This window comes from Dietzia timorensis (genome assembly GCF_001659785.1).
Lineage (GTDB): Bacteria > Actinomycetota > Actinomycetes > Mycobacteriales > Mycobacteriaceae > Dietzia > Dietzia timorensis.
Genome location: NZ_CP015961.1, coordinates 1,038,722 through 1,063,442 on the forward strand (window position 1 = coordinate 1,038,722; position 24,721 = coordinate 1,063,442).

Sequence of the window (24,721 nt, forward strand, 5' to 3'; positions counted from 1 at the left end):
TAGCGGTGGTCAGGCTCAGCCGATGAGCACGAGCAGGGAAACACAGAGGTAGAGCAGGACGAGGAAGAGCGCAGACGAGGCCGTGCTCGGCCGGTCCCGCTCGCCGCGCGCGTAGTTCCACAGGGAATCGAACGGGATGATCAGCGTCAACGGAAGGAGCCATCCTGCGACGTTGAACACCGGCGCGGTGTCCCAGGGATGAGCGAGGATGATCGCTCCGAACACTGCGAGGACCGAGAACGCCGCGGACAGCGCCGCCGCGCCGCGCACGCCGAGCACGTCCGAATAGTCACCGGCGGCCGACCCCTCGGCGGAGGCGGACTTGCGCGCGACCTCGAACTGCAGGAAGGCGCCGGCGAAGAACACGAACACCCAAATGATCTGCGGGGTGGCCGCGCCGGGTTCCAGTCGCTGGTACGTCGAGGCCAGGAGAAATACCGTGGCCAGGACCTGCACCGGGTACGTCAACGCCATCTCCAGGAGCGGCCGACGCTCCAGGTGCGGTATCGCGCGGCCGAGCGGCCACAACGCGATTCCGTAGGCGAGGACCACCGCGAGGGCCGCCGCGCCCACGACGCCCGCGGACAGATAGGCGAGTGCAAGCGCCGCCGCGGCGAAGAAGCCCGCGGCCGCGCCGAACTCGGCCGGGGTGGCGCGACCGGAGGGGAGCGGGCGCTGCGGGTGCGCCGCTCGGTCGCCGGGAAGATCCTTGAGATCGTCGAGTAGGCGCAGCGAGATGAGCGCCGCCAGCAGCGCGACCGTCTGCGCAGCGAAGCGCCCGGCATCGGCGGCGTCGACGTCGAAATCGGCGAGCTCCCGCGCGGCGGACGTCGCCGCCGAGGACCATAGGACGGCGTAGAGGATGTAGTAGGCGGGAAAGCGCTCGCGGAAAAACACCGCGGTCGCCCCGGCCACACCTAGCGGCGTCATCGGCTACCAGGCCCCGTCTCGCCGATATCGGGACGACGCAAGCCCACGAGCACATCGGAGATCATCCGACCCCGTTGGCGTAGGAGAACGCGCGCCCCGAGCGTGGCGCCGGTCGGCGCGTCCTGGGACGACGTGTCGAGCTCGACTTCGCTCTCGAGCTCGCCGAAGCCACGGAAATCCGCATCGATCGACGTCATATGCCAGTGATCGCGTTCGCCGGCGGGCACGGTGAGCAGCGCGGACTGGCGTGCGCCTTCGAGCTGGAGCATGCCGGGAACGTGGTCGAGGGAGTGGTCGAAGTGCACCGGGTGGGACGGGTCCACGACCAGCTGCAGGCCGCCGGGGGAGATGACGGCATTCGCCGCGACCTCGCGGAGGATTTCCTTCGCTGTGATCGGCGTGCACGGCGCGAGCGCGACCGGATCGCCGGCGAAGCCCGAGAACTCGCGGGCTGCTGACCGAAGCGCCTGGTAGTCCGCCTGCGACAGCCACGTGTAGGAACCGGAGAACGTCGCGAGGCGAGCGCGTTCGGGGCCGAACACCGTGAAGTCCACATCGAGTCCAGTGACCGTGCCGTCTCTGCCGGGCGCGGCACGTTCGCGTTCGGAGGCGATATCGATGGTGATTTCCAGCGGTCGCCCCGAATGTCGCGGGGCATCGCCGTCGAAGGTACCGCTGAATCGGCGCACGATGAACGCGTGCCCCAGCGGCGCACCATAGTTGACGTGAGCGCTTGCGATGGCGCCCTGCCGGCAGGTCTCCATCAGCTGGAGCAGGTCGACTCGCCCGGATTGGGCGCCGAGGTGATCGCCGTGCACGGGGTGGGCGCGGGAGACCTGCGCGCCGACGGGAACGACGAGGCGCCCCTGGTCGTCGCGGCGCGGTTCGGCCATGGTGGACACGAACGTCTCGGCGCGCGACCGGCGGTGGACGAGCCGACGGTCGAGGGTGCGCGTATGCAGCGGCTCGGCCGTCCCGGTTCGCCACGCAGCGGCGCCGGGATTGGCGAGAGTGACGTCGCCGTGCGGGGTGCGCATGGGCAGCGATCCCGCCCCCGCCACGAGGACATGCCAGGCGGTGAGCGGATCGAGCTCGGCCGGCGAGGCGAGGAGCCGGCGCGCGGTGTCCTCGGTGGTTTCCCCGCGGTGCGAGCGAGCGATGAGCGCTATCCGGGAGTTCTCTACATTGATAGTGGGCTTTCGGTGCTTGTTGGTGAGCTCGGCGGCAAGGGTACGCGCGGTGGCCGCGGAGTCGTGGCGCGACAGGATCCGTTCGAATGCCTGCGCCCTGCGCGCGGTGTCGAAATAAATTCCCAGCTCGCGTAATACGTCGGCGGGTTCGTCCGGGGTGTGGACGAAATTGAGCAGGTACGAGTCGGTCGGCAGCGCGTGGCGGAGCTCGCCGGGCACGCGCTTGGTCGGGTCGGTCGGTCCCTTCGCGGAGGTGAGCTCGACGGATGTAGGGATGTCCCCGTCGGTGCGGTCTCGTCCGAGAACGAGGACCAGCGAGGGCGACAACGAGCGGATGACGTCGGCCAATCCCCGCCGCTCGGCCGAGGCGATATTCCACTGGTGCAGCCACAGCGCGCGAATGTCGTTGCGGCCGAGCTCGAGTGCCGCGGCGTCGTGAATCGTGTAGCCGGCCTCGAGTAGCCAGTCGACCGCTGCCGGTGCCGCGCCGGCGCACACCCCGTCGGGCTTGATGAGGAGCACGGCCGTGCGGGCGCCCTCGGCGGCAGCGTCCTCGGTTCGTTCGGCCAGCTGCTCGGAGGCCTCGAGATACCACGTGTCGCGGGCGAAGATCTCGGCCTTATCCGGTGAACGCGTCCAGGACCCGAGCAGGCTCGCGGGTGTCCGTGCGGTGTTTTCGGTACTCATCGGCGTCCTCCCGCGTCGCCTGCAGCGACGCTCGCCACGGCCTCGTCAACCGAGCGCAGGCCGTCGGCGAGGAAGCCCACCCGAAGGCAATCGTCGAAGATCGCGCGAAGAAGCTCCCTCCCGCTTGCTGGAAGCGCGGCGTCATGGGCGGCGAGCAACTCCCTCGTGGCCGTGGTGTCGAAGCGGACGGTCCGGACGAAGTAGTCGGTGTAGTCGCGGGCGACGCGGTCGAAGTAGGCGCGCTCGCGACGGTCGAGCTCGCCGGGGTCGAAACCGGCGGGCGGCACGAAGCGGTTGATGTCGAAGCAGGGATACTCGGAGATTACATCCGAGACATCGCGCAGGCTGAGCGCGTCCCGTCCGACCGCGTGGAAGGTACGGCCGGTAATGCCGTCGGCGACGACGTGCGCGATGACGTCGGCGACCATGTCCACAGGGGCGAGCGCGAGCGTCGCGCCGTAGCGCCCGGGAAGGGTGCGGAGCTTGCCCTCGGTGATGAGCTTGAGTACGAGGTAGAGGTTTCGGCGGTCGGTGATGCGGCCGTCCTCGCTGTGCCCACATACGATCCCGGGGCGCACGATGGCGACGGGCAGGCCGCCGCGCTCGGCGTCCAGCACAATCCGTTCGGCCTCGAGCTTCGAGGCCTCGTAGCCGTTGTTGAAACGTTGCCCCCGGTCGAGTTCGGATTCGCCGAACGTCGCCCCCGGGCCGGCTTGCTCGTCGAGCTTGCCGCACACGTACGCCGTCGACACGTGCACGAGCCGCGCCGAGGCGCGCTGGGCGAAGGCGACGGCGTTCTCGGTGCCGCCGATATTGAGACGCCGGTATACCTCGTCGGGCTCGGAGAAGTTGGTGGTCGCCGCGCAGTGGACGACAGTGTCGACCTGCCGCACCAGCGAGTCGGTCGGGTCGAGGCCGAGACCGGCGGCCGTGACGTCTCCGGAGACGACGCGGACGCGGGCCGCGTGGAGCGGCCCGTCGACCGTACGGATATCGGGTGTGCTGTGCACCATCGCGAGCACGCGCCGCCCCTGCCGTGCCATTCGCGCGCACACTTCCGCGCCGACCAGCCCCGCCGCGCCGGTAACCAGTACTGCGCCGCCGCTCATGATCCGGAGCCCTTCATCTCTGCCGCGAGATCCTGCACTGCATCCACCGTCATCACCCCGGCGAGCCTGGCCTGGGGGATGGGGTCGAGTTCGAGTGCGTCCTCGAGCGCCATCGTCAGCTCGACGAGGCGGAGCGAGTCGAAGCCGAGATCGTCGATGAGACGAAGTTCCGGCTGTAGACCGCCGACCGGCGGGTTCGGTGCCATCGCCTCGACGACGTCGAGGGCCCGCTTGCGTGCCTGGGCGGCGTCGGTCATGGGATGTCTCCTTCAGTCGTGTCGATGCCGGCGTGCGGTTGTTGGCCGCCGGATTCGACGAGGTCTCTGGCTTCGTCGAGCGGCAGCGTCGCGTCGAGGTATCCGCCGAGCCGCAGCCAGTCGTAGGCGATCTTCAGGGTTGCGTTCCACTGCGCGGGGCCGTCGAAGGACGAGGGGAAACCGGCGCCGATCGCGAGTTCGCGCACGGCCCGGACGAGCTCGTCGATCCGCGCGGTGAGGCCCGCCGGATCGGCGCGGATCGCCTCCGCCGACGTGAGCTCTCCGAGTAGATCGTCGACCGTGCCCGCGAGGGAATCGAGCTGCGGGCTCGGCGGGCAGAGCGTGCGCAGTGAACGCGCTGGCTGCACGTCTGCCGGCAGCGGGTACACCCCGCAGCTGGTGAGCACGAGTCGCGAGGACAACAGCACCACGCGCGCCGCGGCGGCCGACGCGACGCCCCATTGCTCGCTGCGCAGCGCGCCGTCGAGGTCCTCGCGCGCGTTCTCGGTCACCATCAGCGACCACACGAGAGCCATCCCGCACGCGGCGAAATCCTCGGCGCGCAACGCGGACCGGACGAACGGAACCCGCGAGTTCGCGGTGGTCGCGCCGGCCAGCGTCAGCGCGGGCACGGCGCTCACCACTGGAGGGCTCACCGCCTTCGCCTCGGCGACCATCGACATCGCGGGCCGCACCTCGCGCCACTCCTGCCCGGCGCGCACCGAAAGCCGCACCAGCCCCAGGTCGAGCGCCCATTCCAGCACGTCCGCACGTGCCGAGTCACCGTCTAGATGCCAAGCCAGGGATCGCCCGGGAACAACGCGCCGCCAGGCATCCGCGAACTCCGACGTCAGAACGAACACATCTTCGCGCCCGCGGACGACGTGCGCCCGCGAACCGATGATCCACGTGGTCACCTCCGGCGCGCGCTCGATGCGAAGCTGCGCCGGCGACGGCGCGCGCGTGCCCAGGCGCTCGTCGGCGAGCTCGGCCCACCGCACGGCAAAGCCGGTCGACGCGCCTCCCGTTGCTCCCAGCAGCTCGGCCGCCGCGGAGTCACCTGCGCGGCGCAGCTGCTCGGCGAGCCACTTGGATTCCAGGTACGTCTCGCCCTTGCCGGCGAGCTCCGCCTTGAGCGCCTGCACACCGGCCTCGCGCATCCAGCCCGCTTCGCCGGCGGCATTGCCGAATGCCCGAGCGGCCACGGCCCGGGCGCGGCACGACTCCGCCCGCACCCGCCACCACTTACCGAGGACTCCCGCCAGCTCACGTGTGTGGGGAAGGGACACACCGTCTATGACGGCGGACGCGCGCACCAGCTTGGACCCCGCGAGCCGCTGGCAGCGATTGAGAATATCCTCGCCCGGGACCTCGGGGTCGGGATCGTCCGCGGCGGCCGCCTCGACGGCAAGCCGATCGAATTGCGCGTGGATCTCGGACTCCGAGCGCGTGCGCACCTCGACCCGGCGGCCCGCCTCGAACAGAACGGTCGGCATCGTCGGAGTGGACGGATCGCCGGGGATGACGACGAGGAAGTCGACGTCGCTGCGCGCGTTGCCGAAGCCCTCGGCGAGCGAACCCTCGTGGAGAACGCCCGCGGCGGCGGGAACGTCGACGCGCGGCGCGACCGTCTCCCACAGGGCGAGGATGTCGGGGCCGGCGTAGTCGCGCGCGTCCTCCCCCGAGCCCACTGCAGGAGTAGCGGAAGGGCCCCTTCGGTCGTCGTGGTCGCCGTTCGCGGGACTGCTGTCACCATCCGCCGAGCCGGCGAGGAGCCGGATGAGTTCGTGGCGGCGCGGCTTGCCGCTGGAGGTTCGGGGGATGAACCCGCGCGAAACCTCGCGCACCTCGACCTCGCGGTCCCCGCACAGCGCGCGCAACACGGTGCGCGCGGACTCGGATTGCTCGGCGCGCGGCGTCTCGAGAGCCAGGAGTACCTTCGGCCCACCGGCCTGCGGCGCGGCCGCGGCGGCGACCCGTCCGCCGGGGAGCCCGGTCGCGTGGGCGACCGCAGCGTCGAGGTCCTCCATGAACACGGTGCGCCCACGCGTCTTCAGCGAGGTACCGATACGCCCGAGAACGTACAGTCCGCCCTCGTGGAAGAACCCCGCATCGCCTGTGCGCAGCACTCCGCGGTCGAACCGAGTCCTCTCGGGGTCGACCGGCCCGTCCAAGGCCTGGACATAGCCGTCCGCGATCGACGGCCCGGCGACGCAGATCTCGCCGACCGTGCCCGCAGGCAGCGGCGCACCATCGGGATCGCAGATGGTCACCGGCGCGTCGGCGTCTGGTGCGCCCACGCAGAACGACCAGGTGACGGCGTCGGCGCCGGGCAACGAACCGTCTGTGGCGGACCATTCGTCGGAGATTGCCGCGGGCCGGCCGATCTCCGTAGCCGGAGAGAGCGCGAGAGCCCGCATCGTCTCGCCGAGCCGCGTCCCGCACGACATGAGCGTCGATTCGGCGAGCCCGTAAGCGGGCCGAATCTGAGCGACGGTGAACCCCAGCTCGCCGAACCGCTCGAGGAACCCGGAGATGTCCGCAGCGCGCAGCGGCTCGGAACCGATGACCAACGACTTGAACCCCGATAAATCCACATCGGGAAGTTCGCGCCCGCGCAGGCGGTATGCCGCGTAGCCCAGGCCGAAGGACGGGCTCGCCGAGTGCTGGCATCGCGAGAGCATCTCCACATAGCGTTCGGGCCATCGAATGAACTGGTCCGGGCGCATCAGCTCCAGTCGTGACCTGGTCGACACCGCCAGCAGCACGATCCCCACCAGTCCCATGTCGTGGAACATCGGCAGCCACGAGCAGAACCCGTCGCCGGCCTCGAAGTCTACGTGACCTGCGATCATGTCGAGGTTGTGCGCGAGCGCCTCCCAGCTGATCACCACACCTCGCGGCGAACCCGTCGACCCGGAGGTGAATTGCAGGAGCGCGATCTCGCCGCGATCCCGGTCCGCTCCGGAATCGCCGACCCGCCCGGCCCGCGCGGCCAACGCAGCGGGGGAGACGATGTGCGCCCTCGAACCGGCGAGCTCCCGGGCCCGCTCGGCGAGCGGGGAGAAGTCGTCGCTCGCCAGCACGAGCGGTGCGCCGGAGACCTCCAGGATCCCGGCGATCTTCTCTGCGGCCGCGTCCGCCTCGCCGAGCCCGGGAGGCGACAGCGGCACGAGCGCAGCGCCGGAGTCGAGTACCGCCCAGTAGGCGATCACCGTGTCGACGGCCGTAGGCGCGATCACGGCGACCGGCGTATCGGCGCCGTAGCCGTTCGAGGCCAGCCAGTACGCGATCGCATCGCCGAGCTCGCGTACCCGGGAAGCCGCCTCGTCGTAGCCGAGGCAGTCCCATTCGCCGCCATCTGTCAATGCACGTATGACGGCGGAGCTGCCCGGCTCATCAACCCAGCCGACAACGCGGGCGATGTCGATATCCGCCCACCGACGCCGTTCTTCCCTGCCCGTCGAACGAGGAGTCGAGGTGGCCGTCATCGCTTCGCCTCCTCATCCTGCTCTGCGTCCGATTCCTCGGCGCCGCCGAGAACGGTAACCGTGCCCGCGGTAGCGTCCACGCGCACTCGCATCCCGTCGCGCAGCAGCGAGGTGAGGTTCTCGATCTGCACGACCGTGGGAATGCCCAGCTCGCGCGCGATGATCGCGACGTGGGTGAGCGGCGATCCGCGCTCGATGAGAAGTGCCTGTGCCGCGGGCAGCGCCGCCGCCCAGCCCGGATCGGTGCGGTAGCCGACGAGGATGCCCTCGCGGATATCGGCCGGCGAATCGACGACAACCACCGTGCCCTCGGCAACGCCCGAGGACGAGGCCACGCCGGTGAGCTCGTCGCCGGCCTCCGCCGCCGGTAGCCCCGACCGCGGAACGAAGCCGAGCTCGGCGAGCTCGCCGCGGCCGCTCACCGGACCCGAGGTCCAGAACCGCGCTGGGCCCGCAACCGAGCGCGACAGATGTAGAGCCTCCCGGCGCCGCTCCACTGATGCGCGCGCGGCTTCTCCGCCGTCAGAAGTGGTGCCGCCACGAAGTTGCGCGCGAAGCTCGTCCAGAGTCAGGAAGAACACATCCTCGAATTCTCCGAGGACCCCGCGGGCGGCGAGGTCGCGGCCCATGGCGCGAACCATGCGCTTGACCATCCCGAATGCGCGAGTGCGTGCGAAGCGCAGGCGCTCGCGCGCGGCGGCACCCGCGGAGGTCTTGCGGCGTAGCGCCTCGTAGACGCGGCGGCGCACGCCGTGCAGATTCGCGTCGAGGTAGGCCTCGGCGTCTTCTCCTCGATTCGGGGCGCCGCCGGCCATCGCCGCTCGCAACAGGACGACGAGCATCGACGGGTCCTCGCGGAGGTCGGGGATCTCTAGCTTGAGCTCATCGAGGCTGCGGTAGCCGTAGTTGTCGATGTATTTCTCGGCCGCGAGGCGCAACTTCTCCGGGCCGTGGTCCCGGATCCACGCATATACCTCGCCGGGATCGCCGCGGCGGATGCGCTCGGCCACCGTCTCGTCGTCGAGGAGCGCGGCCATGTCCGCAAGGGCGTGGGCGGGCTCGGCGGACTCGATATCCTCGCCGGGCGCGATCACCGCGAATCCGAACCATTCGGGCGCCTTCGGCAAAAAGAGCTTGGTCAGCGCGAACAACAGTCCGGACAACGTGAGAAGTGCCGCGTCGAGCACCATCACCGGCCCCCACCGACGCAGCAGTTCGCTCTCGAGTTCCTCGAAGCGAGCGAGAACCTCCGTCCCTTCCATCTCGTCGTAGTCGAGCGCGTCGAAGCGGGCGTAGATGGCGTCGAAGTCACGGAGGAAATCGTCGACGAACGACTCGACCGTGGCGATCCTGCGAACATAGGTCGCGGTGGTGATCGCGCGGGAGACGAGTTTATGGGCGGGTGTGCGGAACGTGAACGGTGCGAGGGTGCGCGCGATCTTCGCATCCAGCGGCTCGCCGACGCCGAGCGCGACCTCGAGCACGCGCCGGTTGAGCGCGTATCCGGGCGCGATTCCGACCATCCGATACCAGTGCAACAGGTCGTAGTACACGCGTCCGTAGAACTGTCCGAGCAGGTGCGGGGTCCACTCGGCGACCTGCTCGAGCTGGGCGCGCGGCACCCGCAGCGAACGTGCATAACCGTCGTAGACGTGGCGGTACACGTTCGACGCGGTCGAGAAGGTCAGCGGTGAGGTGGGGCCGTTGAAGCTTTCGAGAATGTTCGAGTTGTCCCACAGGCGCGCCTCGCCGGCGCCGACCCGTTCGGCTGAGACGAGGTCGTCGATCCCGACGGGCACGGGCAGGTCGGGAATCGGCGTCGACGCGGTCACCGGGCGGCATTGCAGGATGTGTAGCCCGGCGTCATCGAAAGCGAACTCGACGTCCTGCCGCGGCCCGATGGCCTCGGCAATCCGCGAAAGCGTCTGCCCGAGCGTGCGGTACTGCTCGCGGGAGAGCGCGGACTCGGCGCGCGCGGCGGGGCCGACCTCCAGCTCGTGGACCTCACCGCCGACGCGGCGGAACGCCGATTCCTTTGCTCCGATGCGCTCGGTAAGTACCTCGCCGGCGACGTCGAGCACCGCGGAGTCGGCGTCGACGGCGCCGGAGACGACCCCCTCGCCGAGCCCGTATGCCGCGCTCACGAGCACCCGCTCGTCGAGCGTGAACGCAACCCCCGCAGCGTATGGATCGACCATCTTCTGGATGACGACGGCCATCGGCGTGCCCGCGGCGGCCGGCCCTTCGGCAGCCGAGGCAGCGACATCCGGAAGCGCCGAGGCCCAGCACCTACGAACCGCGTCCTCTACCGCGCGCGGATCGTTTGCGCGCACGCCGAGCACGGTCTCGAAGCGGCCGGCGAGGGATTCGTCCGAGCCGTCTTCGGCCAGGCCCGAGGAACGCACGGCCACGAACTCGCAGTCCAGTTCATCGAGTATCGCCGCGATGCGCGCCTCGGTGTCCGCGTCGAGTGGTTCGCTCAATGCCAGCTCCCGCAGAGAGCCACCAGCGGACCCAGAGTCTGCACGGGACCGCACGCGGCCCAGGTGTGTCTGGCCGTACGCGGCATCGAGTGCGCGCCACGGCGGCACGTCGAGTCCCGCGGCGTCTAGTCGGAGTAGCCCGATCGCTTTGCCTCCGACTTCTCGTACGTCGGCCCGGTCGAGTCTCACGTCTGCGGATCCCATCCATCAATTCTATTGCGGTTCGTGCACATAGGGTCTTCCCGAACTATCGGGAACTGGAGGCGGGTACGTTTCACTTTGCGACGTGAGAGTTTCCTCATCGGGGTGAGCGCTCTGCCGCATCGGGCGCCTCCGATGCGGCAGAGTACGGGGTATGAACGAACAGGATCCGCCCGGGAACCACGACCTCGTCGCTGTGTTGACAACAACCAGGTCGGTCCGGCTACGGCTTCGATTGGATCTCCCGGTCGCCCGCGAGGATGTCCACGACTGCCTCCGGATCGCCGCGCAGGCCCCGACCGGCGCAGGAACTCTCAAGGCGCACTGGATCGTCGTGCAGAACGGCGCGTCCATCGCCGCGCTCGGCGAGATCTATCGCGGTCTCTGGCACGGAAGGTACGACCACGCCCTGGCCGGCGTGCCCCAGGAGGATCTTCCCGCCGACGTGCGCAGCGCGATGCACCTCGCGGACAATTTCGGTCGTCTCCCCACAGTGGTTCTGGGGTTCGTCGAAGCTCCCACCGATACACCCGATAACCAGGCATCGTTGTGGTCTTCGCTCCTTCCGGCGGCGTGGAGCTATGCGCTCGCGGCGCGTGGCCGCGGCCTCGTCACCGCGTGGACGACGACACTCAACGATGCGCAGACGGAGGTCAGCAAGCTATTTGGCGTGCCCATTGGGTACACGTTGGGCGTGGCTCTTCCGACGGCCTACCCTGAAGGGCAAGCATTCAAGCCCGCGGCCAGGTACGGGTGGCGCGAGCGGATCCACGACGAAGGGTGGTAGTCGGTGCCGAACAACAGCGCGGCCGGCAGCGCCGGGAGGTCCCGGCCCAGCAGTGCCGTCGGGCCGCGTCACCGGGCGCCGATCCGCCGCCCCCGGCGATTTTCGCGGAGCCGCCTTCGCGCGGAATGGCCACTGGCGATCATCCTCGCAGGCATCGTCATCTCGCTGCTTCTCATGGTCTTCGACCGTTGGCGCCGCGGGGCCTTCGCGCTCGGCGTGGTCGCCCTACTCGCCGCGGTGTTGCGGGCTGCGCTGCCCCACACGAAGGCGGGCCTGCTCATCGTCCGCTCGAAGGCCTTCGACGTCGCATTTCTCGCGGTGGTCGGCGTGCTGGTCATCTGGCTGTCGCTGTCGGTTGATTCACTCGGTACCGGGTAGCAGTCGCGGGAGGCTCGAGACCGGCGGCGGGATCAGGACTCCGCGAGTTCTAGCGTGCGCGTAAGCAGCGGCCCTACTACGTCCTTCTCGGTGAGGAAGCCGTCGTGCCCGGCGTCCGAGGGAATCACCGCCAGCGGGTCGGCGCCGGGGAGGAGGTCGGCGAGTTGCTCCTGTTGGCGGAGCGGGTATAGGCGGTCCGACGTCACTCCGCCGATGACGCACGGCACGTGGCAGCCGGTAAGCGCCGCGTCGACGCCGCCGCGATCGAGGCCCACATCGTGGCGGTTGAGCGCATCGGAGAGCAGCACATAGGTGCACGCGTCGAATCGCGTGACGAGCTTCGCGGCCTGGTGGTCGAGGTAGGACTGCACCGCGTAGCGGCCCGCCGGTCCGAACGCGGCGCCGCGCGGTTCCTCGCCGGGCTGGGCGCGATTTTCGAATCGCTCGTCGAGCTCTTCCTCGCTGCGGTAGGTCAGGTGCGCGATCCGGCGCGCGATCCCAAGTCCCTGAACCGGCACCTGGCCGGTGCCGTGATACCCGCCGGCCTGCCAATTCGGGTCCGAGGTGATCGCCATGATCTGCGCGGTCTGGATGCCGATCTGGTCCGCGCTTGCCCGCGCGCCGACCGCGAATACGCACGCCGCGCGCATCCTTTCGGGGTGCCCGACCATCCACTCGAGGGTCCTGGCTCCGCCCATGGATCCGCCGATGACGGCGGCGAGCTGATCTATCCCGAGGATGTCGCACAAGGCGAGCTCCGCCGCGACCATGTCGCGGACGGCGACGGCAGGGAAGCGGGCGCCCCAGTAGTGGCCGTCCGGGTGCAGCGAGCTCGGCCCCGTGGTGCCTCGGCACCCACCCAAGACGTTTGTAGAGATAAAGCAGTATTTGTCCGTGTCCAGCGGCAGCCCGGGACCGAGCAGGCCGTTCCACCACCCGGGTGTCGGGTGCAGCGGATCGACCGGCCCGGAGACGTGCGAATCTCCGGTGAGCGCGTGCTCGATGAGCACCGCGTTCGACCGGTCTTCGTTAAGCCGTCCCCACGCCTGTAGAGCAATGGTGACGCCGGGCAGTACGACACCTGAGATCAGCTCGAGTTCGCCGATCGAGATATGGCCGAGCTCGCCGTTCTCGCCCGGGAGGGCGACGGGCGGCGAGCTCGGTGACACATCGGGAGTGGACAAGGCGAAGCGGTCTCTTTTTCGTGTTGATGCGTGCGTTGCTGTGCTCAGACTCGTTACAAGGTGGCGAAGCCGAGTTCGAGGTCGGCGAGGATGTCGTTGACGTCCTCGATACCGACCGAGAGCCGAATCGTCGCGGTGGAGACGCCGACGGCCGACAGCGCGTCCTCGGAAAGCTGCGAGTGCGTCGTCGACGCCGGGTGGCACACGAGCGAACGAACGTCGCCGATGTTCACCAGGCACGAGTGCAGTTTCAGTGCATCGATGAACGCCCACGCCTTCTGTTTGGTCTGCTCGGCGTCCAAGCCATCGGGGAGGGCGAGGTCAAAGGTGACGATCGCACCTGCACCCTTGGGTGAGATCTCCTTCTGGATGCCGTGCCACTTCGACGATTCGAGCCCGGCGTAATTGACCTTCGCGACGTCCGAGCGCGACTCGAGCCATTCGGCGACGACCTGGGCGTTGGCGTTGTGGCGCTCGACGCGTAGGGAGAGCGTCTCCAGCCCCTGGGTGAGCGTCCACGCGTTGAACGGGCTCGCCGCGGCGCCGGTGTCTCGCAGGAGGGTGACGCGCGCCTTGAGTGCGAGTGCCGGAGCACCGAGGTCGGCATACACGGCGCCGTGGTAGGCCGGGTCGGGTTGGGTGAAGCTGGGGTAGAGGTCTTCACCGTCCCGCTGTGCGCGCCAGTCGAAATTGCCGCCGTCGACGAGCACGCCGGCGATCGAGGTGCCGTGGCCGCCGAGGTACTTGGTCGCCGATTCGACGACGACATCCGCGCCGAGTTCGATCGGGCGGATCAGGTACGGCGAGGCGACGGTGTTGTCGACGACGAGCGGGATCTGGTTCTCGTGCGCCACGCGCGCGATGGCCGGGATGTCGAGCACGTCATTGAGCGGGTTGGAGATCGACTCGGCATAGAACACGCGCGTGTTCGGCTGGATCGCACGCTCCCAGGCGAGCGGGTCATCGGGGTCGTCGACGAACGTCGTGGTGATCCCGTACTTGGGCAGGGTGTGGCGCAACAGTGTCTCGGTGCCGCCGTAGAGTCGCGGCGAGGCGACGACGTGGCCGCCGGCCTGCGTGATCGTCTGGATCGCGGCCGTCTCGGCGGCCTGGCCCGACGCGAACAGCAGCGCAGCGACGCCGCCTTCGAGGGAGGCGATACGATCCTCGGCGACCGCCGTCGTCGGGTTGGTGATGCGCGTGTAGATCGGGCCGAGCTCCTCCAGCGCGAAGCGCGCTGCAGCCTGCTGCGCGTCCTTGAACACGAAGCTCGTGGTCTGGTAAAGCGGCAGCGCCCGTGCGCCGGTATCGGAATCCACGGGCTGGCCCGTGTGGATCTGGCGGGTCTCGAAACCCCAGTTCTCGTTTGAATTGTCGTATGTCATGGCCGTGGCCCCTTTCTCGTCATCCTTATACGGTGGGGCCCGCCCGCGCCGACTCTCCAGAGGGTACCGCTCGGCAATTTGCCTGATCAGGCGTATGGCCGAGTGCTCTGGCGTGTCTACATGCGGACCCGCGCTTGCTACCACCGATACCCGAATTCTCGCGAGTGTGCCGCAGATAACGCGGCGCTCGCCCGGGCAGGTAGAGCCTGGTCGTCTCCCGGGGCACCCCACCGCGGTGGAGGGTTGCCGCTCAGCAAGCCGGGGCTTTGCGCTGAGTCTCATGACCTACCGGCCATGTTAAGGCCAGCCCGACCGCGCCGCAACGTCGGCCCCTGATCGGACCCCGGAACGAAAAGAAATCGGCATGGGTCAGCCAATCCTGGTAAATCTCAATGGGGAGGCGATCTGCCCGCAGTGCGTAAAATGGATCATGCGTAAACTGAGGGAAGCGTCATGTAAACGTTATTTGTGACTCATGAGGCCCCGACCCGCGGGCCGTTAACGCCGACACCCAGGCGTGTACGAGTGGAAAGCGAGACTTAATGTCCAAAATCAAGGTTGAAGGAACCGTTGTCGAGCTCGATGGCGACGAGATGACTCGTATCATCTGGAAGTTCATCAAGGACAAGCTGATTCACCCTTACCTCGACCTCAACCTCGAATATTACGACTTGGGCATTGAGAGCCGGGACGCCACGGACGACCAGATCACGGTCGACGCGGCGAATGCGATCAAGAAGCACGGCGCGGGCGTCAAGTGCGCGACCATCACGCCGGACGAGGCGCGCGTGGAGGAGTTCGGCCTCAGCCGGATGTACCGCTCGCCGAACGGCACGATCCGTAACATTCTCGGCGGCACGATTTTCCGCGCGCCGATCATTATCGACAACATTCCCCGCCTGGTTCCGGGCTGGACCAAGCCAATTATCGTCGGTCGTCACGCGTTCGGCGATCAGTACCGCGCCACCGACTTCAAGGCGCCCGGCGCCGGTACGGTCACCATTACCTACACCCCGGACGACGGCAGCGAGCCGATCGAGCACGAGGTCGTCAAGCTGCCCGAGGACGGTGGCGTCGTCATGGGCATGTACAACTTCAACAAGTCCATCGAGGACTTCGCGCGCGCTTCGTTCAACTACGGTCTGCAGCGCAACTACCCGGTGTACCTGTCCACGAAGAACACGATCCTCAAGGCCTACGACGGCCAGTTCAAGGACATCTTCCAGGATGTGTTCGATCGTGAGTTCAAGGCCGAGTTCGATGCGGCCGGCCTCACCTACGAGCACCGCCTCATCGACGACATGGTCGCCTCCGCGCTCAAGTGGGAGGGCGGCTACGTGTGGGCCTGCAAGAACTACGACGGCGACGTCCAGTCCGACATCGTCGCGCAGGGCTTCGGCTCGCTCGGCCTGATGACGTCGGTTCTCCTCACGCCGGACGGGCAGACGTGTGAGGCGGAGGCCGCCCACGGCACCGTCACGCGCCACTTCCGCCAGCACCAGCAGGGCAAGCCGACCTCCACGAACCCGATCGCCTCGATCTTCGCGTGGACCCGCGGACTCGATCACCGTGGCAAGCTCGATAACACCCCGGAGGTGCGCGAGTTCGCCGGCAAGCTCGAGGACGTCGTCATCAAGACCGTCGAGTCGGGCAAGATGACCAAGGACCTCGCGCTCCTCGCCGAGGGCGACCAGGATTACCTCACCACCGAGGAGTTCCTCGCCGCGATCGACGAGAACCTGCAGGCCGCGTTCCGCTAACGGGTCTCTCGTGCGGCCGCGCCGGCTGCACGACCGCACATACTTCTGCCGCCCCCCGAATCCGAGACCGGATTCGGAGCAGGGGCGGCAGTCCGCATTTCGGGCATAGAGTCAGGGCATGCCGAAATTCGCCACCGCAGACAGGCCAGACCGCGACCAACTCACCGCGTTCCTTCGCGGCGCCCACCGTGCCGTTCTCATCACCCACCGCGCCTCCGGGGGACTGCAGTCCTCGCCGGTGTCGTGCGGCATCGACGATTCGGGCAGGCTGCTCATCTCTACCTATCCGCAGCGCGCCAAGGCCACCAACATTCGCCGCGACCCCGCCGTCAGCCTGTGTGTCATGTCGGAGGACTGGAACGATCCGTACGTCCACGTCGACGGCACCGCCGAGGTGCTCGATCTGCCCGAGGCGCTCGAGGGGTTCGTCGAGTACTTCCGTTCGATCTCCGGCGAACATCCCGACTGGGACGAGTACAAGGAGGCGATGGCCAAGCAAGGCAAGTGCCTCGTCCGCGTCACCGTCGATTCGTGGGGACCGATCGCCACCGGAGGTTTCCCGCCCGAGCTCGCCGAGTAGTCCGTCCACGCGACCCATCGCGCGGACCCATCGCGCGGCCCCGCCTCGCACCTTGTTAGTGCCCGTTAACGCGAAGTTGGTTCGGTGTTGGCATTAGATATCTAAGCTCCCGCTTAATGTTTGTGTGAGGAGCTTGCGTAATGCCGAATGCGTTTCTTGTCCGCCGTGTAGGAAGCACGGAAAAATCGCGGTATGACGCCGGACGTGCCGCGAGCCCCGCTCGTCCCGCGATCGCTGCCGGCGTCGTCGGGGCGGTAGTCCTGGCATGGGTGGCTGCTTTTGCGCCGATGGCATCGGCGCAGGGTGGTCAGGAGGGCGCCTCGGGTGAGGATGCGCAGGCGGCGATCGTCATGGATGCGTCGTCGTCGATGCTCGAGCCCGACGAAGGCGGTACCCGGATGGACGTGGCCAAGCGCGCCGCGACCGAGCTCGTGGACTCCCTTCCCGACACCGCGAACGTCGGGATGCTCGCTTACGGCACGCAGGTCAACGATGCCCCGGAGAACCACGAGCGCGGCTGCGAGGACATCCGCACGCTCGCTCCCGTCGGCCGCGTGGACAAAGAAGGGTTGAAGGGCGAGATCGACGGTCTGCAGGCACAGGGCTATACGCCGATCGGCAACGCTCTCCGTGCAGCCGGGGGCGAGCTGTCCGGCGAGGGCGAGCGCTCGATCATCCTGGTGTCTGACGGAATCGACACGTGCGCTCCTCCGCCGCCGTGCGAGGTGGCGAAGGAGTTAGCGGGCGAGGGCATCGGCCTTGCCGTGCACGTCGTCGGGTTCAAAGCGGACGAGGCCACCCGCGAGGAACTCGAATGTATCGCGGGGGAAACCAGTGGCTCTTACCGCCAGGCTGATGACGCGGCCGCGCTCACCGAATCGCTCAAGTTCCTCACCCAACGCGCGATGGAGTCGTACGAAACGGCCGGCACCCAGTTCGAATTTGCCGACGATCCCGAAGACGCGAAGTATCTCGGCGAAGGGCTCTATCAGACCGAGGTCACCACCCACGCCGGATCTGCGAGCGACGCCAAGGAGCAGTTCTTCCGCGTCGCGGTACCCGAAGGCATGCATGCGCGCGTCGCGGTGACTCCACTGCCGGTGATCAACGAAAACAGCGCTCGAGGCGGACAGGGCGTCGGCGCCCGGCTCGACGGCGTAAACGAGAGCGACTCGGACTGCACCGGTAGGGATCGATCGACATACGGCTCCACCCAGGCGGGTGGGTTCACCTCGGCGGAGTCAGCGAGCCTATACATCGATGGCGACAAGGTCGACGGATGCGCCATGGACGAGTGGTCGGTGCAGGCGCAGTTCAGTTCCCTGGATTTGGGCGGCAACACTCGCCCAGAGAGTATTCCGGTCGAGGTGTCGGTCCAGTTCGAGCCCGCGCTTTCCGACGAGGAGGTTGCGGCACTGCCAGCCGGCAGTAGTGGGAACGAGCAAGAACTGCCCGACCTTCCGTTCGCCGAACCGCGACCGGTTTCCGGAGGCAACAGCTTCGGCAATGCAGCGCCGATCACGGAGGGAACGTATTCGGACTCGATGGTCCCTGGCGAGACTCGCTACTACAGCTTCCCCGTCGAATGGGGGCAGCGACCACAAGTGACGTTCAAGGCGCTTCCCTCGGTGCGGGACACGAACGAGAATATGGGAATCGGAATCTTCGGTCCGATGCGTAATGACGTCGCCGACGAGACTTTGCCTTTCTACGATGAGGAGAAGACAGAAAATGTCGTCGTCGATCGAAGTATCGACTACAACAACCGTTACGAAAATGAGTACGGCAAGGATCGTGCCCTCGCCGGCACGCACTACGTAGCTATTTCGATGAACGTTAAGTCTCAGGAACCCGGCGGCGTGGAACAGCCCTTCGAATTCGCAGTCGCCGCACATGGGGAACCGGGCGAGGGCCCCGATTGGCGCCCCGTCGAAGAGCCCGGCCCCGAGCCCTCGGACGCCCCACCGTCATCCAGTGGTACGGGGCAGCCCGATTCAGCGGCCGGAGGTAGCTCCGAGAACGACGACGATGCGGCGACGGCTGCCGCGGAAGACGATGAGGGCACGAATATATGGCTCATTGTGGGCGGAGGGATCACCGCGATACTGGCTGCGCTCGCGGTGCTCGCCGCCGTGCTGCTGTCCCGCGGGAAACGTCGAAACGCCGCCGACCAACAATGGGGCCAGCCTGGTCAATACGGACCGAAATAGGGATGATTCTGAAGGATCTCGATGACCGCCGTCACAGTCGGGTGGTCTGATCGGGTGGGGTGGATCGGAGCGGCTAGCGAAGCCCCGACGTGCAGTCCTAGCGTTGCCGGGTGACCGAAACCCAAACGACTTCCCGTGCCCTGTCGCCCGCCCGTCTCGCCATCGCGATCGCGTCGTTGGCGATGGGTGGTTTCGGCATAGGCGTGACCGAATTCGCGTCCATGGGCCTGCTGCGATCCATCGCCGACGGATTCGGCACCACCGAGGCCGCCACAGGTGTGGTGATTTCCGCCTACGCGCTCGGAGTGGTCATCGGCGCGCCGCTGCTCACGATCGCGGCAGCGCGAATGCGGCGTAAGTACCTGCTACTTGTGCTGGTCGCCCTGTTCATTCTCGGGAACGGTCTTTCCGCGCTGGCGCCGTCGCTCAACCTGCTAATCGTGGCTCGGTTCCTCGCGGGAGTGCCGCATGGGGCTTATTTCGGCGCGGCATGCCTCGTCGCCGCGGCGATGGCGGGGAAGGGGCGAGAGGCGCGAGCCGTGTCTCTGGTGATCCTCGGCCTGTCCGTCGCCAACGTGGTCGGCGTGCCCGGCGCGACGTTTTTGGGTGACGCCGTCGGCTGGGAGTGGGCGTTCGGTGTGGTCGCCGCTATCGGAGCCCTGACATTCGTTTCGATCGCCGTCTTTGTCCCGAACCCGGCCTCGCTCGAAACGGTGTCGGTGAAGGACGAACTCTCCGCGCTGCGCCAGCCGCAGGTTCTGTACACGCTCGCGATGGGCGCAGTCGGCTTCGGCGGGCTCTTCGCCATCTACTCCTACATCCAGTGGACGATGGTGGAGGTCTCCGGTGTTCCGCGCGAGGCGATGCCTGCGGTGCTTGCCGTGTACGGCGTCGGCATGGTGATCGGCGGACTCATCGGCGGCGCGCTCGCAGACCGCAACCTCGAACGCACCGTCCTCTACGGCATCGCCGTCATGGCCGGCATGCTCGCGGTGTTCTACCTCGCCACCACCAACGCGGTGACGGCGGTGATCGCGCTCTTCCTCGTGGGCCTGTCCTCCTCGGCCGTGATCCCCGCGCTCCAAACGCGCCTGATGCAGTGGGCCGGCCGCGGGCAAACGCTCGCCGCGGCGCTCAATCACTCGGCGCTCAATACGGCGAACGCGCTCGGCGCGTGGCTCGGAGGTGTGGTCATCGCCGCAGGCTGGGGCTACAGGGCGCCGGCAGTGGCCGCCATCGGCCTAGCCCTCGGCGGCCTGGCGATCGCGGTGCCCGCCGTCATCCAGGCACGAAAGGCGCGAAGCGCCGTGCAGGGTTCGTCGGCGGACGCGGCACCGACCGGGCGAGTGTCCGAGGTGGAGGCGCTGCCCGACGAGCGCTGAACTGGCAGAATCGCGCCGGGGGATTTCGCTTGATTTCACTGGCTAAATGTCGCCGAATACGTGATGATTGATGCATCAACTTGGCCTGGTCTGGCCGAGAGGCATCACGTAGAGGTCGAACGATAAATGCACAACGATGTCAATGGACGCGGACGCGGGGGCGGCACGCGGGAGTACTGGAGCCAGAACCGGAATGCGGCGCCGCAGCGGGGGCCGCAGCATCCGTACGGCCACCAGGCGATGGTCGGCGAACGATCCAGCGCTACTCGCAGTTCGACGCCGGTGACTGTGCTCATTTCCGTGCTTGCCACGCTGATCGTCGTGGTCCTCGCAGCAGGGCTGCTGTGGTGGACGTTCCGCGACGAGAGCGTGGAGGCCGCCCCCGGAACGGAGCACTTCGAACTCACGGATATTGAGGTACCCGGGCGCGAGGCCGCGCTCGAGGCGCAGGGCGAGACGTTGCCCGCCGCTTCTACCGGTGCAAGCGAATCCGGCGGCACGAATCAGCCCGAGGCTTCGGCGCCCGCACCGTTCCCCGGCGCACTCACTTCGGTGCCGGTGGCAGGGGGAGCCGAGGAGGTGTCCTCGCTGCCGTGCGACGGCCGCTATGTGTTGATCACGGCGTCGATCCTCGATAATACGCCCGATCCCGCCGGGCAGATCTCGGCGGCGCTGGCGATGGTGCCCGGTGATTCGATGTACTTGATGCCCGGCGCCTGCCCCTCGCTACGCGGCTTCTATCAGGGCGGAAACGTGTACCCGGTGCTCATCGACTACGGCTTCGATGCTGCAGCGGTGTGCGACGCCGCGCGCCGCGGCGGCGGGAACGCCCGCATTCTCAGCGATCGATTCGAGTACCTCTCGCCCTGCTAGCGGTGCGGTCTGCGATGCCGATCGTCGGGCCCGGTCGCTAGGGTGGTGGCCATGAGTCTCAAGGTCGCATCGGTCAACGTCAACGGAATCCGCGCTGCCGTCAAACAGCGCAACGAGCGCAACCCCGGCATGCTCAGCTGGCTGCAGTCCGCTGACGTCGACGTGGTCTGCATGCAGGAGGTCCGCGCTACCGAGGAGCAGGCGACCAAGGCGCTCGAGCCGGCGCTGGAGGATGGCTGGCACCTCATCATCGCTCCCGCCGCTACCAAGGGGCGCGCGGGCGTGGGGATTCTCTCTCGCGCCGAGCCCGAGGATGTCACTATCGGCTACGGCGATCCCGAGTTCGCCGATTCCGGCCGCTTCATCGAAGCGGTGTACCCGGGTGCGAAGAAGGGCGAGAAGGTCCGCATCGCGAGCCTCTACCTCCCTTCCGGTTCCACCGGCACGCCGAAACAGGACGAGAAGGAACGCTTCATGGCGACGTTCTGGCCGTTCCTCGAAGGCCGCGCGAAGGATAGCGCGGCGGGTAAGAGCCCGGAGATGCTCGTGTGTGGCGACTGGAACATCGCCCACCAGGAAGCGGACCTGAAGAACCACAAGAACAACCACAAGACCTCCGGCTTCCTTCCGGAAGAGCGCGAATGGCTCACCGGGGTGCTCGGCGAGGGCACGGGCTGGGTGGATGTCGTCCGCTCGCGCCGCCCAGACGAGATCGGCCCGTACTCGTGGTGGTCCCAGCGAGGCAAGGCCTTCGACAACAACGCCGGTTGGCGCATCGACTACCACATGGCCACGGCCGGGCTCGCATCCCGAGCGGTCGCCGACCGCGTCGACGCGGCGAAGGCGTACGACGAGCGCTGGTCCGACCACGCACCTGTGGTCGTCGACTACAAGTAGGTGACACCAGCCGCGCACCGAACGCGTAGCTCGAAGGGAACTTCTGAAGGGGCCTGGTGCATCGGACAAACATGCACCGATCATGCAGAGCCTCATTCGCCCTCCGGGGAATGTTCATTTGTTGTGGAGTCGTTGTTGTCGTAGGTGCGCTTCTCTTGCTCGGCCCGTCGAGCGCGTTCGCGGCAGACGGAGACCCCGGGGCAGTAGGCGACGCGGATGTCGACGAGTCCGACGCATGGCTTCTCGCTCTGGGACTACTCGGCTTGGCACTCGTGATCACCCTGCCGGTCTCATTCCCCGTGCTCGTCATGTTCGTGTTGCTTTTCGTCTGGGCGTGGAACCGAGGCGCCCCGTCCGGGCCGAGTAAGCACGTCGACGATCCGCCTTGGCCGCCAGTCCGATGATCGACGCACCAAATCTGATTGAAAAATAGAACTAGACAGCGCGTTCTCGCGCAAGCGGGCGGGCGTGAAAGAATGGACACCATGACTGAACCAACCACCGCGCCTGCGAAGAAACAGCGCGTCCTGTCGGGCATCCAGCCCACGGGCGATTCGTACCACCTCGGCAACTACCTCGGTGCGGTGCGACAGTGGGTTGGTCTGCAGGACGATTACGACGCGTTCTACTTCATCCCGGATCTGCACTCGATCACAATCCCCGGCTGGGATCCGAAGGAGCTTCGCGAGCGCGTGTACCGAGGCGCTGCGCAGCTGCTCGCCGCCGGAATCGATCCCCAGCGTTCGGTGATGTTCCTGCAGTCCCACGTGCCTGAGCATGCGGAGCTCGGCTGGGTCATGCAGTGCATCACCGGCGACGGCGAGGCCCGCCGGATGACGCAGTTCAAGGACAAATCGGCCAAGCAGGGGCAGGACAACACGACCGCCGGGCTGTACGCCTACCCGATGCTCATGGCCGCCGACATTCTTCTCTACCGCCCGCAGCTCGTGCCTGTGGGCGAGGACCAGCGCCAGCACCTGGAGCTCGCGCGCAACCTCGCCCAGCGGTTCAATTCGCGGTTCAAGAAGACGTTCGTGGTGCCCGAGCCGAAGATCCTGCCGAACTCGGCGAAGATCTTCGACCTGCAGGACCCGTCGGCAAAGATGAGCAAATCGGGATCCAACCCCAAGGGCTTGATCAACCTACTCGACGATCCGAAGACGACGGCCAAACGGATCAAGAGCGCCGTGACGGACAACGACGGCGAGATTCGCTTCGACCCGGAGAACAAGCCGGGCGTATCGAATCTCCTCGTCATCCAGTCCGAGCTCACCGATACGCCGATCGACACCCTCGTCGAGCGATACCAGGCCTCGGGTGCCCAGTACGGCGCGCTCAAGGGCGATACCGCGGACGCGGTCGAGGCGTTCGTCGTGCCGTTCCGCGACAAATTCGAGGAGTTCCTCGCCGACCGGGCGGAGCTCGAACGAATTCTGGATGACGGCGCGCGTCGCGCCCGCGAGGTGGCCGGCCCGGTTCTCGCGCAGACCTACGAGCGCCTCGGCCTCGTCGCACCCAAGGGAAACTAAGCGCGGCCCAAAAAATTCGGGCGCGCCGCCGGGGACGGTCGGCGCGCCCGTTCCGCTATTTCGCGGTACGCGCTGCACTCCGGCTGGCCAGGGCAATGAGTCCGAGCGCTAGCACTCCGAACCCCGCGGCGACCGGTGGGAGCGCTCCGACACCCACTGTGCCGAGAAGTATGCCGCCGGCTGCGCCACCGGCGGCGACGCCGAGGTACGTGCCCGAAGTGTTCAGTGCCAATGCCTGTGGCGCCACCGGTCCTGCGAGCGCGTGCAGGCGCGCCTGGATCGCGGGCGAGTTCCAGAACGCCATGCCTCCCCATATCGCGGTGAATGTGAGCACGAGTGGGAGCGGTGCCGGGCGCGCGAACCACAATGCCCAGAGGACGAGCATGGTGAGAAAGAAGACGCCGATCCCCACGATGAGCGTGCGATCCGGTCCCCACCGATCCGAGGCGAGTCCGCCGAGCCAGATCCCCGCGATGCCCGCGAGACCGGCGAAGGCGAAACTCACGGCCCGCTCGCTGACTCCTCCCGTGGTGGTTTCGGTGAGATACGGCGCGAGGTAGGTGAGAAGCATCATCGACCCCGTCATCAGTGCGGCGTTCGCGAGCAGCCCCATGACGATCGGGAATCGGGTGAGCGTGCCGAACTGCTCGCCGAGGGTAGGCGCCGCTTCCACGAGCTCGCCTCGTGGAAGTGTGGCGAGCAGCGAAAACAGTGCGCATAGTCCTGCCACCGCCATGGTCGCAAACGTCGCACGCCAACCGAGACTGCCACCAATCCACGTCCCGATGGGAACTCCTGCGGCAATCGAGCCGGTGACCCCCAGCGCCACGACGGCGATAAAACGGCCGACTCGTTCCGGAGGTGCATTCGCCGCTGCGTAGGCGAACAGCGCCGGCGTCATGCTCGCTGCGGCCAATGCGGCGAGTACCCGTAGAACCAACAGAACTGCGTACGACGGCGTGGCGGCCGCGCAAAGATTCGCGAGCGCGAAAACGATCAGCGCCCCGGTGAACAACCTTCGGCGAGGGACGTTCGCGAACAACACGGCGGCAAGGGGAGCGGCCACGGCGACCGTGAGTGAGAACACCGTAACCAGTTGTCCGGCGCCGGCGGTTGTGACATCGAGATCTGCGGCCATCTCCGGGAGCAGTCCGGCGATAACGTAGTCGTCGGTATAGACGACGAACGCGGCGAAGAACAGTGCAAACAGCCAGCTTGGCCCCGTTTTCATGGCAGTGCTCTCCAGCCGACGAGCAGCGTGAGGTGAGACTGGAGAATGTCGGCGATGTCTGCTGCACTGATCTTGCCGTGCGGGGTGATCGCGTCCATCGTCAGCCCTCCGATCAACGCCGTGGTGTGTTGTACGGCCCGCTTAAACTCGGGAATCGTGGCCATCCTATATGCGTCC

Annotated in this window: 20 protein-coding genes and 1 riboswitch; of the genes, 10 read left to right on the forward strand and 10 right to left on the reverse strand. The window is 67.4% G+C overall.

The features are described from left to right. Positions 1-15: 15 nt before the first annotated feature. From BJL86_RS04795 to BJL86_RS04820, 6 genes are read right to left on the reverse strand one after another with little or no spacing between them, the layout of a single operon-like run. A complete protein-coding gene (locus BJL86_RS04795) occupies positions 16-930 on the reverse strand; it encodes a UbiA family prenyltransferase (RefSeq protein WP_156515449.1) in 915 nt (304 codons plus the stop codon). Continuing rightward, the gene (locus tag BJL86_RS04800) at positions 927-2,807 is read right to left on the reverse strand and encodes an AfsA-related hotdog domain-containing protein (RefSeq protein WP_067477978.1); all 1,881 of its coding nucleotides are present in this window, start codon (positions 2,805-2,807) and stop codon (positions 927-929) included. The genes BJL86_RS04795 and BJL86_RS04800 overlap by 4 nt, the downstream gene beginning before the upstream one ends. Further along, complete coding sequence (locus BJL86_RS04805; protein WP_067477974.1) at positions 2,804-3,916, reverse strand: SDR family oxidoreductase; 1,113 nt, start codon at positions 3,914-3,916, stop codon at positions 2,804-2,806. The genes BJL86_RS04800 and BJL86_RS04805 overlap by 4 nt, the downstream gene beginning before the upstream one ends. Beyond that, positions 3,913-4,173 (reverse strand): phosphopantetheine-binding protein, encoded by a 261-nt coding sequence (locus BJL86_RS04810; protein WP_067477971.1) that lies wholly within the window; start codon positions 4,171-4,173, stop codon positions 3,913-3,915. Before BJL86_RS04810 ends, BJL86_RS04805 begins: the two co-directional genes overlap by 4 nt. After that, a complete protein-coding gene (locus BJL86_RS04815; protein ID WP_067477968.1) occupies positions 4,170-7,664 on the reverse strand; it encodes a DUF6001 family protein in 3,495 nt (1,164 codons plus the stop codon). Before BJL86_RS04815 ends, BJL86_RS04810 begins: the two co-directional genes overlap by 4 nt. Next, complete coding sequence (locus BJL86_RS04820) at positions 7,661-10,351, reverse strand: PEP/pyruvate-binding domain-containing protein (RefSeq protein WP_067477966.1); 2,691 nt, start codon at positions 10,349-10,351, stop codon at positions 7,661-7,663. The genes BJL86_RS04815 and BJL86_RS04820 overlap by 4 nt, the downstream gene beginning before the upstream one ends. 151 nt (positions 10,352-10,502) lie before the next feature. On the opposite strand from BJL86_RS04820, the gene BJL86_RS04825 reads away from it, so the two are divergent. Further along, positions 10,503-11,135 (forward strand): nitroreductase family protein, encoded by a 633-nt coding sequence (locus BJL86_RS04825; protein WP_067477963.1) that lies wholly within the window; start codon positions 10,503-10,505, stop codon positions 11,133-11,135. Between the two features lie 3 nt (positions 11,136-11,138). Continuing rightward, on the forward strand, positions 11,139-11,513 hold the full coding sequence (locus BJL86_RS17520) for a DUF3017 domain-containing protein (RefSeq protein WP_231887305.1): 375 nt from the start codon (positions 11,139-11,141) through the stop codon (positions 11,511-11,513). A gap of 32 nt (positions 11,514-11,545) precedes the next feature. On the opposite strand, the gene metX is transcribed toward BJL86_RS17520, so the two are convergent. Beyond that, on the reverse strand, positions 11,546-12,697 hold the full coding sequence (metX, locus tag BJL86_RS04835; protein WP_067477961.1) for a homoserine O-acetyltransferase MetX: 1,152 nt from the start codon (positions 12,695-12,697) through the stop codon (positions 11,546-11,548). A 53-nt stretch (positions 12,698-12,750) separates the two neighbouring features. Then, positions 12,751-14,082: an O-acetylhomoserine aminocarboxypropyltransferase/cysteine synthase family protein gene (locus tag BJL86_RS04840; RefSeq protein ID WP_067477957.1), complete on the reverse strand. Its 1,332-nt coding sequence runs from the start codon at positions 14,080-14,082 to the stop codon at positions 12,751-12,753. A gap of 125 nt (positions 14,083-14,207) precedes the next feature. Continuing rightward, positions 14,208-14,368: riboswitch (SAM riboswitch) on the reverse strand. 256 nt (positions 14,369-14,624) lie between these two features. On the opposite strand from BJL86_RS04840, the gene BJL86_RS04845 reads away from it, so the two are divergent. The 8 genes from BJL86_RS04845 (at position 14,625) to trpS (ending at position 23,313) form a co-directional block, all read left to right on the forward strand. Continuing rightward, complete coding sequence (locus BJL86_RS04845; RefSeq protein WP_067477954.1) at positions 14,625-15,842, forward strand: NADP-dependent isocitrate dehydrogenase; 1,218 nt, start codon at positions 14,625-14,627, stop codon at positions 15,840-15,842. A gap of 118 nt (positions 15,843-15,960) precedes the next feature. Then, on the forward strand, positions 15,961-16,422 hold the full coding sequence (locus BJL86_RS04850; protein WP_067477951.1) for a PPOX class F420-dependent oxidoreductase: 462 nt from the start codon (positions 15,961-15,963) through the stop codon (positions 16,420-16,422). A gap of 140 nt (positions 16,423-16,562) precedes the next feature. Next, positions 16,563-18,632: a vWA domain-containing protein gene (locus BJL86_RS04855; RefSeq protein WP_067477948.1), complete on the forward strand. Its 2,070-nt coding sequence runs from the start codon at positions 16,563-16,565 to the stop codon at positions 18,630-18,632. 110 nt (positions 18,633-18,742) lie between these two features. After that, a complete protein-coding gene (locus BJL86_RS04860; protein ID WP_067477945.1) occupies positions 18,743-20,014 on the forward strand; it encodes an MFS transporter in 1,272 nt (423 codons plus the stop codon). Positions 20,015-20,140: 126 nt separating this feature from the next. Then, positions 20,141-20,887 carry a hypothetical protein gene (locus BJL86_RS04865; RefSeq protein ID WP_067477943.1) on the forward strand — a complete coding sequence of 249 codons (747 nt, stop codon included), beginning with the start codon at positions 20,141-20,143 and terminating at the stop codon, positions 20,885-20,887. A 51-nt stretch (positions 20,888-20,938) separates the two neighbouring features. Then, positions 20,939-21,784 (forward strand): exodeoxyribonuclease III, encoded by an 846-nt coding sequence (locus tag BJL86_RS04870; protein WP_067477940.1) that lies wholly within the window; start codon positions 20,939-20,941, stop codon positions 21,782-21,784. Between the two features lie 155 nt (positions 21,785-21,939). Further along, on the forward strand, positions 21,940-22,188 hold the full coding sequence (locus tag BJL86_RS04875) for a hypothetical protein (RefSeq protein WP_067477937.1): 249 nt from the start codon (positions 21,940-21,942) through the stop codon (positions 22,186-22,188). A gap of 72 nt (positions 22,189-22,260) precedes the next feature. Then, a complete protein-coding gene (trpS, locus tag BJL86_RS04880; protein ID WP_075844855.1) occupies positions 22,261-23,313 on the forward strand; it encodes a tryptophan--tRNA ligase in 1,053 nt (350 codons plus the stop codon). Between the two features lie 55 nt (positions 23,314-23,368). Here the strand turns inward: trpS and BJL86_RS04885 are convergent, their stop codons facing one another. Both BJL86_RS04885 and BJL86_RS17070 read right to left on the reverse strand, forming a co-directional pair. Then, the gene (locus BJL86_RS04885) at positions 23,369-24,544 is read right to left on the reverse strand and encodes an MFS transporter (RefSeq protein ID WP_075844856.1); all 1,176 of its coding nucleotides are present in this window, start codon (positions 24,542-24,544) and stop codon (positions 23,369-23,371) included. Continuing rightward, entirely contained in the window at positions 24,541-24,708 is a 168-nt protein-coding gene (locus BJL86_RS17070) for a hypothetical protein (RefSeq protein ID WP_156515448.1), read from the reverse strand. The genes BJL86_RS04885 and BJL86_RS17070 overlap by 4 nt, the downstream gene beginning before the upstream one ends. Positions 24,709-24,721 lie beyond the last annotated feature (13 nt).

Excerpts from the sequence above, each read along its gene's own strand:
- BJL86_RS04885 (WP_075844856.1), bottom strand. The coding sequence starts at position 24,544 with ATGAAAACGGGGCCAAGCTGGCTGTTTGCACTGTTCTTCGCCGCGTTC.
- BJL86_RS04825 (WP_067477963.1), top strand. The coding sequence starts at position 10,503 with ATGAACGAACAGGATCCGCCCGGGAACCACGACCTCGTCGCTGTGTTG.
- BJL86_RS17070 (WP_156515448.1), bottom strand. The coding sequence starts at position 24,708 with ATGGCCACGATTCCCGAGTTTAAGCGGGCCGTACAACACACCACGGCG.
- BJL86_RS04815 (WP_067477968.1), bottom strand. The coding sequence starts at position 7,664 with ATGACGGCCACCTCGACTCCTCGTTCGACGGGCAGGGAAGAACGGCGT.
- BJL86_RS04845 (WP_067477954.1), top strand. The coding sequence starts at position 14,625 with ATGTCCAAAATCAAGGTTGAAGGAACCGTTGTCGAGCTCGATGGCGAC.
- BJL86_RS04870 (WP_067477940.1), top strand. The coding sequence starts at position 20,939 with ATGAGTCTCAAGGTCGCATCGGTCAACGTCAACGGAATCCGCGCTGCC.
- BJL86_RS04820 (WP_067477966.1), bottom strand. The coding sequence starts at position 10,351 with ATGGGATCCGCAGACGTGAGACTCGACCGGGCCGACGTACGAGAAGTC.
- BJL86_RS04795 (WP_156515449.1), bottom strand. The coding sequence starts at position 930 with ATGACGCCGCTAGGTGTGGCCGGGGCGACCGCGGTGTTTTTCCGCGAG.
- BJL86_RS04850 (WP_067477951.1), top strand. The coding sequence starts at position 15,961 with ATGCCGAAATTCGCCACCGCAGACAGGCCAGACCGCGACCAACTCACC.
- BJL86_RS04865 (WP_067477943.1), top strand. The coding sequence starts at position 20,141 with ATGCACAACGATGTCAATGGACGCGGACGCGGGGGCGGCACGCGGGAG.
- trpS (WP_075844855.1), top strand. The coding sequence starts at position 22,261 with ATGGACACCATGACTGAACCAACCACCGCGCCTGCGAAGAAACAGCGC.
- BJL86_RS04810 (WP_067477971.1), bottom strand. The coding sequence starts at position 4,173 with ATGACCGACGCCGCCCAGGCACGCAAGCGGGCCCTCGACGTCGTCGAG.
- BJL86_RS04805 (WP_067477974.1), bottom strand. The coding sequence starts at position 3,916 with ATGAGCGGCGGCGCAGTACTGGTTACCGGCGCGGCGGGGCTGGTCGGC.
- BJL86_RS04800 (WP_067477978.1), bottom strand. The coding sequence starts at position 2,807 with ATGAGTACCGAAAACACCGCACGGACACCCGCGAGCCTGCTCGGGTCC.
- BJL86_RS04855 (WP_067477948.1), top strand. The coding sequence starts at position 16,563 with ATGCCGAATGCGTTTCTTGTCCGCCGTGTAGGAAGCACGGAAAAATCG.
- BJL86_RS04840 (WP_067477957.1), bottom strand. The coding sequence starts at position 14,082 with ATGACATACGACAATTCAAACGAGAACTGGGGTTTCGAGACCCGCCAG.